The 13,012-nt window shown below is 43.6% G+C and carries 11 protein-coding genes; all 11 read right to left on the bottom strand.

Annotated features, from left to right (window positions below):
* Position 1: 1 nt before the first annotated feature.
* From H5186_RS14295 to rsmH, 11 genes are read right to left on the bottom strand one after another with little or no spacing between them, the layout of a single operon-like run.
* Positions 2-922, bottom strand: coding sequence for a D-alanine--D-alanine ligase (locus H5186_RS14295; RefSeq protein ID WP_145236888.1), 921 nt, complete (start codon positions 920-922; stop codon positions 2-4).
* Positions 919-2,358 carry a UDP-N-acetylmuramate--L-alanine ligase gene (gene murC / locus H5186_RS14290; RefSeq protein ID WP_259397186.1) on the bottom strand — a complete coding sequence of 480 codons (1,440 nt, stop codon included), beginning with the start codon at positions 2,356-2,358 and terminating at the stop codon, positions 919-921. The genes H5186_RS14295 and murC overlap by 4 nt, the downstream gene beginning before the upstream one ends.
* Before the next feature lie 9 nt (positions 2,359-2,367).
* Positions 2,368-3,477 (bottom strand): undecaprenyldiphospho-muramoylpentapeptide beta-N-acetylglucosaminyltransferase, encoded by a 1,110-nt coding sequence (gene murG / locus H5186_RS14285; RefSeq protein WP_145236881.1) that lies wholly within the window; start codon positions 3,475-3,477, stop codon positions 2,368-2,370.
* Entirely contained in the window at positions 3,474-4,649 is a 1,176-nt protein-coding gene (gene ftsW / locus H5186_RS14280; RefSeq protein ID WP_145236878.1) for a cell division protein FtsW, read from the bottom strand. The genes murG and ftsW overlap by 4 nt, the downstream gene beginning before the upstream one ends.
* On the bottom strand, positions 4,646-5,971 hold the full coding sequence (gene murD / locus H5186_RS14275; RefSeq protein WP_182794612.1) for a UDP-N-acetylmuramoyl-L-alanine--D-glutamate ligase: 1,326 nt from the start codon (positions 5,969-5,971) through the stop codon (positions 4,646-4,648). The genes ftsW and murD overlap by 4 nt, the downstream gene beginning before the upstream one ends.
* The gene (gene mraY, locus H5186_RS14270) at positions 5,972-7,054 is read right to left on the bottom strand and encodes a phospho-N-acetylmuramoyl-pentapeptide-transferase (protein WP_145236872.1); all 1,083 of its coding nucleotides are present in this window, start codon (positions 7,052-7,054) and stop codon (positions 5,972-5,974) included.
* The gene (murF, locus tag H5186_RS14265) at positions 7,048-8,436 is read right to left on the bottom strand and encodes a UDP-N-acetylmuramoyl-tripeptide--D-alanyl-D-alanine ligase (RefSeq protein WP_182718048.1); all 1,389 of its coding nucleotides are present in this window, start codon (positions 8,434-8,436) and stop codon (positions 7,048-7,050) included. Before murF ends, mraY begins: the two co-directional genes overlap by 7 nt.
* Entirely contained in the window at positions 8,433-9,938 is a 1,506-nt protein-coding gene (gene murE / locus H5186_RS14260) for a UDP-N-acetylmuramoyl-L-alanyl-D-glutamate--2,6-diaminopimelate ligase (RefSeq protein WP_182718105.1), read from the bottom strand. Before murE ends, murF begins: the two co-directional genes overlap by 4 nt.
* Positions 9,931-11,748 (bottom strand): penicillin-binding transpeptidase domain-containing protein, encoded by a 1,818-nt coding sequence (locus H5186_RS14255; protein ID WP_149980613.1) that lies wholly within the window; start codon positions 11,746-11,748, stop codon positions 9,931-9,933. Before H5186_RS14255 ends, murE begins: the two co-directional genes overlap by 8 nt.
* Positions 11,745-12,071, bottom strand: coding sequence for a cell division protein FtsL (ftsL, locus tag H5186_RS14250; RefSeq protein WP_145236863.1), 327 nt, complete (start codon positions 12,069-12,071; stop codon positions 11,745-11,747). Before ftsL ends, H5186_RS14255 begins: the two co-directional genes overlap by 4 nt.
* Positions 12,068-13,006, bottom strand: a complete 939-nt coding sequence (rsmH, locus tag H5186_RS14245; protein WP_145236860.1) for a 16S rRNA (cytosine(1402)-N(4))-methyltransferase RsmH — start codon at positions 13,004-13,006, stop codon at positions 12,068-12,070. Before rsmH ends, ftsL begins: the two co-directional genes overlap by 4 nt.
* Positions 13,007-13,012: the final 6 nt, after the last annotated feature.

Raw genomic sequence — 13,012 nt, 5'->3', positions numbered from 1 at the left:
ATTAAAGCGTTTGCTCCAAAATGCGAACAACTAATTGCTCAAAGCTTGCACCATTTGCTTTAGCAGCCATTGGCACTAACGATTTTTCAGTCATTCCTGGTACTGTGTTTACTTCTAACAAATAAAAGTTACCGTCTGCATCTTGCATTGCATCAACACGGCCCCAACCACTGGCACCCACTAGCTCAAATGCCGCTAAAGCCATTGCTTGTAAATGCGTGGTATCGCTAGCTGATAAGTCTGCTGGGCAATGATATTGCGTGGTATTTGACTGATACTTTGCTTGGTAATCATAAAAACCATTTGGGGTGGTCATTTCAATTACTGGCTGTACCTCATCGCCTAGTACAGTGATTGTAAATTCGCGCCCTGTTATCCACTGCTCAACCAGTACTTGGCTGTCAAACTTAAACGCTTCGGCTAAAGCAGCTTCAAGCTCTTGCGCATTATTTGCTTGCGCCATACCAATGCTAGAACCTTCGTGCGACGGTTTTACCATCACTTTTTTCAGTTCATTCATTATCGCTGTCGCATCAAAACCACGTTTGCTATCCACCACCGCATAAGGCGCAGTGCTCAAGCCCGCAGATTTAAATAAATGCTTACAACGTATTTTATCCATCGCCAATGCTGAGCCTAATACGTTACTGCCAGTGTATGGCAACCCCATAAACTCAAGTGCACCTTGAATAGTACCGTCTTCACCACCGCGACCATGCAGGGCGATAAATACTCGTTCAATGCCGAGTTCTTTTAATTGCCATAACGGTTGCTCTTTTGGATCAAAGCCAATGGCATCAACGCCCGCATTTTGTAATGCGTTCAATACCGCTTGGCCTGATTTTAGTGATACTTCGCGCTCAGCTGAGTGTCCACCAAACAACACTGCCACTTTGCCAAACTGTGTGTTTAATTGCGTCATACCTTTACCTGCTTAAGTTGCTCAATCGACAGCGATGTCGCCGCGAGTGTTTTTACTAATTGACCAATATTACCAGCACCTTGGGTTATAACTAAATCATTATCTTGTAACGTATCAGCTAATACTCCAGCTAGTTCAGAGCTACTTGCAACATGCAGTGGTTCTTTACCGCGTTGACGTAAGCTACGACATAAACTTTTACTGTCTGCGCCAATAATTGGCTCTTCACCAGCGCCGTATACATCAAGCAATAATAACTGATCAACATCGGCTAACACTTTTACAAAGTCTTCATATAAATCACGAGTACGAGTAAAGCGATGTGGTTGATAAATCATTACTAAGCGTTTATCAGGCCAGCCTTGGCGAATTGCCGCTATAGTCGCTGCAACTTCTGAAGGGTGATGACCATAATCATCCACCAGCATTACTTTGCCACGTTCGTTTTCAAAATCGCCATAATGCTGAAAACGACGTCCGATACCTTCAAACTGTTGCAATGCTTCTAAAATCGCGTGATCAGCTATTTGTTGATCTTTTGCAACAGCAATCGCTGCAGTGGCGTTCAATGCATTATGTTTACCTGGCATATTTAAATGCACAGTTAATTCATCACCTTGCTTAGTGCGCACTTTAAACTGACTGGTATTTGCCGTTTGGCTAAAATCAGTCATGCGGTAATCGGCGTCGCTTGATTCACCATAAGTGATCACAGGACGGCCAAATCGCGGAATAAGCTCAGCTGCCACTTCTGAATCGATACACACCACAGCAAGGCCATAAAAAGGCAGGTTATGAATGAAGTCCACATAAGTATCTTTCATTTTTTCTAAGCTACCGCCGTAGGTATCCATGTGATCTTCTTCAATATTAGTGATCACCGATACCATAGGTTGCAAATGCAAGAATGACGCATCACTCTCATCAGCTTCAGCAATTAAAAAATCACTTTTACCGACTTTTGCGTTACTACCCGCACTATTAAGTAAGCCACCAATAATAAAGGTTGGATCCAGCCCAGCTTGAGCATAAATACTCGCGATCAAACTAGTGGTGGTGGTTTTACCATGAGTGCCAGCGATAGCAATACCGTGGCGAAAGCGCATTAGCTCGGCCAACATTTCTGCACGGCGCACAACCGGAATACGTGCCGCCTTAGCTGCAATAATCTCAGGGTTAGTTTCATCAATTGCACTTGAAACCACCACTACATTGGCATCTTTAACATTACTTTGATGATGGCCAATAAACACTTCAGCGCCAGCTTGGATCAAACGTTCGGTCATTGCACTATGGGCAATATCAGAGCCAGTAATACGATATCCTTCAAATGCGAGTACTTCGGCAATACCGCCCATTCCTGCGCCACCAATACCAATAAAGTGGATAGTGCTAATTCGGCGCATTGCCGGGCGAGTGCTCTTGTGTGTTGACATTTGTTTCACTTAATTATCTCTTTTTTCTGTTACTTGCAGCGCTGACAAGGGGACACCTGCGGCATCCATACAATGCCATGCGACATTGGCAGTAGCTTCTAGTGTCGCCAATTGCTTAGCATTGCTTGCAAGTTCACTGATTAATGCTGGTTTGGCTAAATACGGGCGTAATAGTTCAACAATACTGTGTTGATTGAACTGCCCCTGTGGCATTAATAATGCCGCATTGCCATCAACTAAAAATTTTGCATTCGCAGTTTGATGATCGTCAACCGCATGCGGAAACGGCACAAACACGGCCATTTTTCCTGCAGCAGCAATCTCACTGACGGTTAACGCCCCCGCGCGGCAAATTACAATATCTGCCCAGCCATAAGCGGTATCCATATCATCAATAAACTCAGCTACCTTAGCTTGTTCAGCACTAAAACCTTGCTGCTGATATGCCTGTGTTACTGAGCCTAAATGACCTTTACCTGTTTGATGCCATGTATTGATCTGAAACTCTTCACTGAGCTGTTTAAATGCTGCTGGCAAAGTTTGGTTTAGCACCTGCGCACCTAACGAGCCACCAACGACCAACACGTTAACCGGACTTGATACTTCCCGCATTGCCACATTTGCTACGCTGGCTCGTACCGGATTACCAACCACGTCACTGTATCCAGAGGCAAATGCTTGCGGAAATGCAGCCAACACTTTATTGGCAAACTTGGCTAGGTACTTATTACTCATACCGGCAACCGCATTTTGCTCATGGATCACCAGTGGTATACCTAAGCTTTTTGCGGCAATGCCAGTCGGCCCAGTAACATAGCCGCCCATTGCTAACACAACATCAGGTTGTTGTTTTTTCAATACTTTGCGTGCTTGTAATATGGCATTAATCACCATAAAAGGGGCTTTTACTAAACGTGCAAGGCCATTGCCACGTACACCTTTAACATTAATAAAATCAATCTCAATATTATGCTTTGGTACAACCTGCGCTTCCATTCGATCAGCAGTGCCAATCCAACTCACTTGCCAACCTTGTTGCCTTAAGTGATCAGCCACAGCTATGCCGGGAAAAATATGCCCGCCAGTACCACCAGCAACAACGACTAATTTTTTATTCATCGCTTGCCTCCACCGGATGTTGCTTGTTTAGTGGCCATTTTGGTTTCAAAATCCACGCGTAATAAAATACCTGCCGCAATAGTCATGATAAGTAAACTTGAGCCACCATAAGATACAAACGGCAAGGTTAAACCTTTGGTTGGCAAAATACCGGCACTCGCCCCCACATTAACCATGGTTTGAAATGCAAACCAAATACCTATTGCGAATGCAAAGTAACCTTCATATTCTTTGCCACATTTAAGTGCTTGCTGACCAATTAACAGTGCTCTAAACACCAAAGTACCAAACACCATTAAAATACTGACGATACCGATAAAACCTAACTCTTCGCCAATCACCGCAAAAATAAAGTCATTATGGGCTTCAGGTAAATATTGCAATTTTTGCACACTATTACCTAAACCTTGGCCAAACCAACCACCTTGGCTATATGCCATCAGCGATTGTACTAACTGGTAGCCTTTACCAAATGGGTCATCCCATGGCTCTAGAAAACCGACCACCCGCGCCATCCGATATGGCTCAACAATAATGAGCAATACGACTAAGCCTACGCCTGTTAATATCAAGGCAAAAAACTGCCATAACTTAGCCCCAGCTAAGAACAATAAGCCTACGGTAGTTACAAACATCACCACCACAGTGCCTAAATCGGGCTGTAATAAAATCAACAATGCGTAAACTGCAAACACTGCGATTGGCTTAGCAAAGCCTTTGATGTTTTCTTGAACTTCCTCGCGTTTACGCACTAAGTAACCGGCGATATAACTGAAAAAGAATAATTTAGCCGCTTCAGCAACCTGAAAGCCCACTGGACCTACTGGGATCCAACGTTTTGCGCCATTCACTTCACGTCCAACGATTAACACCACTATCAGTAGCGCCATGCCAAACAGTAATAAGTAAGGATTCGAGCGTTTCCACCAGGTCATTGGTACACAGCAGGTGATCCAAAACAGCACAAAGCCCATCGCCAAAAACATGCTGTGGCGAATAATAATATGATAGGGATTGTTAAATAAGCGATCAGCGGTCGGCATCGACGCACTCGTCACCATCACAAACCCCAAGCCAATTAGCATGATCACACAATATAACAGTGGCACATCGTATAACTGCGCCGATGGCTTAGGAGTTAAAGAGTCGCGGATATCAGCAAATGCGATCATACTGCCTCCGCTAAAACACATTGGCTAAAGTGATCGCCACGTTGCATATAATTGTTATACATATCGATACTGGCACATGCAGGTGCAAGCAACACAATATCGCCCGCAGTGGCAAGTTGCTTGGCAAGCATCACCGCTTGCTGCATATTTTCTGTTAAGTGGCCTTTGTCAGTCAACGCAACCAGTGCTTTGCCATCTTTACCAAAACAAATAAGCGCTTTAACTTGCTGTTGTAAATACGGCTTTAAGCTATCGAGATCAGCGCCTTTGGCATCGCCTCCGGCAATCACCACTAGTTGCTTGGCCTGATCGGCTAAACTTTCTATCGCCGCAATGGTGGCCCCGACATTCGTAGCTTTAGAGTCATTAAAATATTTAACCCCCGCTTGCTCGGCAACAAACTGACAACGATGCGCCAAGCCAGTAAATTGGCTAAAAGCTTGTGCAAACTGACTAGCACTGATATCAAATGGGCTCAATAATGCCATAACCGCTAACGCATTTAGCTGATTATGACGACCAACTACGGCCAAGCTACTAACAGGCAATAGAGCTTTGCCTTGATAACTAAAGTAACTGTCACCTTGATACGTCATTAAACAATAATTCGCATTTTCTAAGCCAAAGCTTAATTGCGGCATTGTTTGTGTATACGTTGCTGGGTCAGTCTTATTTACTACAGCCAGCGCGGCATTAGCATAAATCGTTTGTTTTGAATCAATATAGGCTTGGTAGCTCGGGTAACGATCTAAATGATCTTCCGACACATTAAGTACCGTAGCGCTAACCGGCTTTAAGCTGTGCATCGTATCGAGCTGAAAACTCGATAGCTCTAATACGTAAACATCAAAATCATCAGCTAATAAATCCAGTGCGGCAGTACCAATATTTCCGCCAAGTCCGACCTTATAACCAGCCATTTTCAATACTTCATAAGCCAACGTAACGACAGTCGATTTACCGTTAGAGCCTGTTACAGCCACCACCGGCTTGTCTGTTAAACGGGCAAATAACTCAATATCACCAATCACTTCAACACCCGCTTGCATTGCTTGTGCAACTGCTGGAAGTGTTAAACTTAAACCAGGGCTGATGATGATCATATCGGCGCTTTCAAGCTGTGCAGTTGCTAAATCACCAAACTGCGTCGTTAAATTTGGCGCATGTTGTTGCAACCAATCACAACCGGGCGGTGATTGGCGACTATCAACTACATTAGGCGTTAAACCTTGAGATAATAAAAAACGCACAATGCCCAGACCGGTTACACCGAGTCCGAGCACTGTAATATGTTTGTTTTTCATCTCGTTTAAATACGTCATTTACCTGATCTTTAATGTTACTAGGCCAGCTAACACTAGCACGATAGAAATTATCCAAAAACGCACGATAACTCGTGGCTCAGGCCAGCCTTTTAACTCGTAATGATGGTGGATTGGTGCCATTCTAAAAATCCGTTGGCCACGTAATTTATAAGAGCCAACTTGCAAGATAACCGACAGTGCTTCCATCACAAATACACCGCCCATAATGATTAAAATTAACTCTTGGCGAACTAATACAGCAATAATACCCAATGCTCCACCAAGCGCTAATGAACCAACATCACCCATAAATACTTGTGCTGGGTAAGTGTTAAACCATAAAAAGCCTAATCCGGCACCAACAATGGCGGTACATACTACAACCAACTCACTGGCCAATGGTAAATGTGGAATATGCAAGTAAGCAGAGAAATTCACGTTACCTGTTAAGTAAGCAATAATAGCCAGTGCTGCTGCCACTAAAATAGTCGGTACAATGGCCAAACCATCCAAGCCATCGGTCAGATTCACAGCATTTGACGTCCCCACCACGACAAAGTAAGTCATAACTATGTAAAACAAACCTAGCTGCGGTAATACATCTTTAAAAAACGGCACTACTAATGATGTTTCGTTGGCATGATTAGCAGTAAAAAATAATGCGCAGGCAACCACTAAGGCAATCACTGACTGCCAAAAATACTTCCATTTCGCAATCAACCCTTTTGGATCTTTGCGGATCACTTTACGGTAATCATCAACAAAGCCCACAATTCCCAATGAGCCGATCACAAACAAGGTAGCCCATACATATTTATTCGCTAAATCAGCCCACAGCAAAGTACTGGTAAAAATAGACGCTAAAATTAACAAGCCTCCCATGGTTGGGGTGCCTTTTTTCGATAAATGCGACTCCGGGCCATCGTTACGAACCACTTGACCAATTTGCATTCTTTGCAATGCTCGGATCAACTTAGGGCCAAAATATAAAGAAATTAATAGTGCCGTTAAAATACCAAATACAGCGCGAACGGTTAAATACGAGAACACATTAAATGCACTGTAATATTGTGTTAAATACTCGGCCAGCCAAACTAACATTGAGATACTCCATTGCGGCCAGTTTGCTGGCTGTTAACTAAATCTTGTACTAATAATTCCATGCGAGAACTGCGCGATCCCTTCACGACTATGGTGGTTTTTTGTGCTGAGTCAGTTAACTGTGCTTGTAATTGTTGCAACAGTTCCTCGCGGCTTGAAAAATGCCGCTGTGGTTTAGCAAATTCATCACTGGCGTATTGACTCAGTACACCTAAGCTATACAACTCATCAATACCTTGTTGTTTGGCATAGGCGCCAACTTGTTGGTGATAAAGCGCGGCTTCTTCACCAAGTTCTCCCATATCACCTAACGCTAAAATACGCTGACCTTGGAGGTCGCGTAATAAATCAATTGCAGCCTTAACCGATTGCACATTGGCATTATAAGTGTCATCAATCACGGTTAGTGTTTCATTGACTTGAATAATGTTTACTCGGCCTTTTACTTCAGCCATGGTTGCGAGTGCCGTTGCCACAGCCTCAAGACTAACGCCAAATTCACAGGTTAATGCAGCTGCTATAAGGGCGTTTGTAACATTGTGACGACCTGGCAATGCAAGCTTAACGGGTACTCGATGCTGCTTGGTACAAATATAAAAAGACGCCTGAGCTTGCTCATCGAGGCTGACTTCTTCTGCCCAAATATCTAGTTTTTCAGTGCTTGAAAAACGTTTTACATTGCGCCCTTGTAACTTAGTAAGCCAACCATCACTAAATTCGCTGTCACAGTTAACTAGCGCAATGCCATGCTCTTTCAAACCATCGTAAATTTCACTTTTAGCCGTTGCCACACCCGCAAGAGAGCCAAAACCCTCAATATGCGCAGCTGCCACATTACAAACAACGGCAACATCTGGCTTAGTCATCGCCGTGGTATAGGCAATTTCACCAATATGGTTAGCGCCAAGCTCAATCACCGCATATTTGTGCTGCGGTTCTAGGCGTAACAAGGTTAATGGCACGCCAATGTCATTATTAAAATTACCTTTAGTCGACAGTACTTCACCGTGAGGAGCTAAAATAGCTGCGCACATTTCTTTTACTGTGGTTTTACCGACACTGCCTGTAATTGCGATAGTTTTTGGTGCCACACTGGCCATTACCGCAGCACCAATTTCGCCTAGCGCAATACGCGTATCCGTAACTAAAAACTGTGGAATATCAACGGCAACTTTTTGACTAACAATAGCGGCTATTGCGCCTTTGTCTTTCGCTTGTTGTAAAAACTGATGGCCATCAAAATTAGGGCCTTGTAGCGCTAAAAATACTTCTCCTTCGCATACGGTGCGAGTATCTGTATTAATATTTTTTACTGTTTGATTATCACCTTGATAATCAGTTGCTAGCACATTTGCTAGCCAATCAAAATCCATTGGGATCATAACTGCGATCCTCTTATTTGTTGTTCTTGTGGGTCTAGCTTTTGCTTTTGTTGTAAGTGCTGCTGGACAAATTTACGATCGCAAAAATCTATCCGTTGCGTACCAATTATTTGATAATCTTCATGGCCTTTACCTGCAATAAGCACTACGTCATTGGCATTTGCGTTATCTATTGCAAAGGCAATAGCATGAGCACGGTCAGCTTCTAAGTGCGCACGGTCAGGCTGGCTTAAACCAGCAGCAACATCTTTAATGATCTGCCATGGATCTTCGCTACGCGGGTTATCACTGGTAATAATTACTTTATCAGCATTTTGCTCAGCCGCTTGGGCCATCATTGGTCGCTTGCCTTTATCACGGTCTCCACCGCAACCAAATACACAACTTACGCCACCGGGCACATGTTGTTGCAATGCTTGCAATGCTAAAGCTAACGCATCTGGCGTGTGAGCATAATCAACAATACAGGTTGGTTGGTTTGGCGCGCTAAATGCTTGCATGCGTCCAGCAACTGGTTGCAAGCTTGCACAACCCGCTGCCAGTTGATCTAATGGGTAACCTAAACCAAGTAAAGTTGCGATTGCAGCCGCTAAATTATATAAATTAAATTCGCCAAACAGCGGACAGGTAATAGCAATATCACCCCAACTTGTCGTCAACTGTGCCGATATACCGGTTTTATGGTAAGAAACATCAGTGAAGTATACAAACTTAGCACCTTTTGGCTGCAAGTTTTTATGGCCATAACACACTAAGTTATTAAAATCGTATTGTTCTAACCATTGCTCTACTTGGTTATCATCTTGATTTAGTACCACCAGCTGCGCGTCAAAATCTCGCATTAGCATTAACTTTGCATCGGCATAACTGGCCATATCACCGTGGTAATCTAAATGATCACGCGATAAATTGGTAAACACAGCAGCTTTAAAGTGCGTTTTCGCAACACGCTGCTGTACCAAACCATGTGATGACACTTCCATCGCCACCAGTTTGTTATTGTCAGTGGCAAGTTGCGCTAATATTCTTTGTAAATCAACACAAGACGGTGTGGTATTAATTAACTCAGTTAAACTTTCTGGTTGCCCATACCCAAGCGTACCGATAATCGCTGATTGGGTGTCGCAAAACTTAGCTAAATGAGCAATCATCGCAGTGGTGGTTGATTTACCATTGGTGCCAGTAACACCCACCACATCTAATTGTTTACTTGGTTGCTGATAAAAATGACTCGCTAATGCGGGCAATTTCTTATTCAAATCGGAAATTAAATAAAGCGGTTCAAAATCACATTCAAACTCACATAAACGATCAGCAATTACTGCAACTGCACCATTTGCAATCGCTTTATCAATAAATTGTCCGCCATCTAATTGATGACCTTTAATTGCTACAAAGACATCCCCAGGGGTGACATCTCGACTATCCAAACGCAAGTGCTTTACTAGTAAGCTTGTTGCTGCTACTTCTATTTGTTGTAAAATTATTTTTAAATCACGCATCATCATCTATGCCCTTCACGTAGGCAACCGAGCCTTTGTCTGGTGCCACGTTTAAAATTCTTAACGCATTGGAGATTATTTCTGCAAACACTGGTCCTGCAGTTGCACCGCCATAATAAACATCTCCACCGGGCTCATTGATCATTACAACAACAGCTAAACGTGGATTACTCGCAGGTGCTATACCAGTAAAGTAACCAACATACTCATCACCATAACCACCTGCAGCGGCTTTTTTAGAGGTACCCGTTTTACCCGCAGCACGATAACCATCAACTTTTATGCGGCTCGCTGTTCCACCTTCTTCAAAAACGCTTTCCATCATATGCACAACCGCTTCAACATCTTTTTGTTGAAAAATACGCTCGCCTTCAGGGATTGAATCTTGCTTGAGGATGGTCAACGGTCTATTGATCCCGCCGGCACCTAACATGGCATAAAAACGCGCCATTTGTGCGGTGCTTACAGCAACGTTATAACCAAAAGAAAGTGCTGCAATTTCATGGTCAGACCAACGTCGATTCGGATAAAACAAGCCACTACTTTCACCAACCATGCCGGTGCCTGTATCAGAACCAAAGCCAACTTTTTGGAACAAGCCAACAAAGTAATCCTTCGGTACATCTTGCGTTATTTTTGTCACACCCATGTTACTGGAGTACTTTAAAATCTCACGTAAGGTCATTTCACCATGGTTACGCGAGTCTGTAACTAACGTACCACCGATGCGCATCCAGCCTGGGTAAGTATCAATTTTATCATCCGGTTGGATTGAGCCGTAGTCTAACCCAGCTAATATGGCTAGAGGCTTAACGGTTGAACCTGGTTCGAACAAATCCGTGATCGCTCGGTTACGGCGTTTATGCGGCGCTGCATCATTTAAATTATTTGGATTAAAAGACGGGCTGTTAACCATCGCTAACACTTCACCAGTTCTCACATCGACCACCATCGCAGAGCCAGACGTTGCTTTGTAGGTCAGCACGGCTGATTTAACCGCTTTATAGGCTATCGCTTGAATACGCTGATCAATACTAAGCTGGATGTTTTCGGGTTCAATCCGTTCACGTTCATCAAGCACTTCAACTTCACGCCCCTGTGCATCTTTACGAATTGTGCGACGACCTTCAACGCCAGTTAATGCGTTTTCGTAAAGCTTCTCTATGCCTTCGATACCTTTACCATCAATATTGGTAAAACCAAGCACATGTGCGGTGACTTCTCCGGCAGGGTAATAGCGTTTTGATTCATCTAATAAATGAATACCAGGCAGACGTAAATCGCCAATATAATTGGCAACGGCAGGGGTTACTTGGCGTTTTAGATAAACAAAGCGGCGACTGGCATCATCCCGCAAGCGACCATTAATTTTTTTCGGTTCAATACGCAGTACATCGGCAAGCTCACGCCAACGTAAATCATTTTTGTAGTACAGCGCAATACGTTGTTCAAGTAGCGCGGTATTTTCTGCAAGGGCATTCTCATCTTCGCCATTTTTGCGCGCTTGCTTGAGCACTTTAGCACGCAGTGATTTATGTAATGCTTTAGGATCCGCATATACACTTACAACGGGCACACTAACAGCAAGTTCTTTGCCATTACGGTCAAAAATCATCCCGCGTTGCACATGCAACTTTTCCACGCGCACGGTACGTTTATTACTTTCTGAACGGGCTTTATCAGGCTCGATAACTTGCAAATAAGCAGCACGAGATACTAAAGTCACAAAAACCAGCAGCACCACAGAGCACACCAGCATAAAACGCCATGTGATCAAACTATTTACTGGTTTTTTTCCTCTACTTCTCATGGCAGTACTATCACCTGTTCGTCTTGGCTTGTGGACCGTTTCATTTGCAGTTGCTCAATAGCAATTTCTTCAATGCGCGCATGTTGCGAATAAAACTCTTCTTCAACTAATAGATAACGCCATTCTAAATCGAGTTCATCTCGCTGTTGTAACAGCTGATCTTGTTCAATCAGCTCTTGGCGAGCAAAGTGAGTGACCTGCACCACACTCAAACTAGATGCGAATATCACAACCAGTAAGGCCGAGGTTAACTTGTTTGCTCCTAGGCCTTTGATTATTTCTAAAAATAAATTGGGTTGTCGATGATTCGCTTTTGGCTTCATCCCAATCTCTGTGCCACCCTAAGTACTGAACTGCGTGAACGTGGGTTACGGTCAACTTCAGCTTGGCTTGGCTTAATAGCTTTACCCACTGCTTTTAACGTCAGATTTTGATTTATTTGTGCATCAGTTAAAGGCAGACCTCTGGGTAACGCCGCTCCCTTACTCTGTTTTTTAATAAACTGTTTAACAATACGGTCTTCTAGTGAATGAAACGAAATCACCACTAATCGGCCACCGGGCTTTAATACACCCAACGCAGCTTGTAATGCCGTTTGAATCTCTTCCAATTCGCTGTTGATATAAATACGAATAGCTTGGAAAGTACGCGTCGCAGGGTGTTTGAACTTATCCTTTACTGGCACTGCTTCGTCAACTAAATCAGCAAGTTGCTTAGTTGTTGTAATCGGCGTATGAGCGCGCACTTCAAGTACTTTATGTGCAATACGACGACCAAACTTTTCTTCACCATAAGTTTTGATCACATGAACAATGTCTTCCAGCTCAGCTTCGGCTAACCACTGCGCAGCACTGCGGCCGCTAGTAGGATCCATACGCATATCAAGCGGGCCATCTTTCATAAAACTAAAACCACGTTCAGCATCGTCTAGTTGTGGTGATGACACACCGATATCTAATAAAATACCATCTACTTTTCCTAATAGATCGTTTTGCTCTGCTACTTCGTATAGGTTAGAAAAGCGAGTATGGGCAATGGCAAAACGGCTATCGTCGGCAAACTTTTCGGCAGACTTGATCGCTTGTGGATCTTGATCAATGGCCTGTAATCGGCCATGTTCACCAAGGCGCGCCAAGATTTGTCCAGAATGTCCGCCACGGCCAAATGTACCATCCATATAAATACCGTCTGGCTTAATTGCTAGACCTTCGATGGTTTCGTCCATTAGTACGGAAATATGTTCAAATTGCGCTGTCATTAGCTA

This window comes from Pseudoalteromonas sp. SG41-2 (assembly GCF_014164535.1).
GTDB classification, from domain to species: domain Bacteria; phylum Pseudomonadota; class Gammaproteobacteria; order Enterobacterales; family Alteromonadaceae; genus Pseudoalteromonas; species Pseudoalteromonas rhizosphaerae.
Note: the sequence above shows the minus strand (reverse complement) of the source record. Positions and strands in the feature narration are given on the sequence as shown.

Bases quoted from the DNA above. Each gene is read 5' to 3' on its own strand.
- H5186_RS14295 (WP_145236888.1), bottom strand. From the start codon at position 922: ATGACGCAATTAAACACACAGTTTGGCAAAGTGGCAGTGTTGTTTGGT.
- murC (WP_259397186.1), bottom strand. From the start codon at position 2,358: ATGTCAACACACAAGAGCACTCGCCCGGCAATGCGCCGAATTAGCACT.
- murG (WP_145236881.1), bottom strand. From the start codon at position 3,477: ATGAATAAAAAATTAGTCGTTGTTGCTGGTGGTACTGGCGGGCATATT.
- ftsW (WP_145236878.1), bottom strand. From the start codon at position 4,649: ATGATCGCATTTGCTGATATCCGCGACTCTTTAACTCCTAAGCCATCG.
- murD (WP_182794612.1), bottom strand. From the start codon at position 5,971: ATGACGTATTTAAACGAGATGAAAAACAAACATATTACAGTGCTCGGA.
- mraY (WP_145236872.1), bottom strand. From the start codon at position 7,054: ATGTTAGTTTGGCTGGCCGAGTATTTAACACAATATTACAGTGCATTT.
- murF (WP_182718048.1), bottom strand. From the start codon at position 8,436: ATGATCCCAATGGATTTTGATTGGCTAGCAAATGTGCTAGCAACTGAT.
- murE (WP_182718105.1), bottom strand. From the start codon at position 9,938: ATGCGTGATTTAAAAATAATTTTACAACAAATAGAAGTAGCAGCAACA.
- H5186_RS14255 (WP_149980613.1), bottom strand. From the start codon at position 11,748: ATGAGAAGTAGAGGAAAAAAACCAGTAAATAGTTTGATCACATGGCGT.
- ftsL (WP_145236863.1), bottom strand. From the start codon at position 12,071: ATGAAGCCAAAAGCGAATCATCGACAACCCAATTTATTTTTAGAAATA.
- rsmH (WP_145236860.1), bottom strand. From the start codon at position 13,006: ATGACAGCGCAATTTGAACATATTTCCGTACTAATGGACGAAACCATC.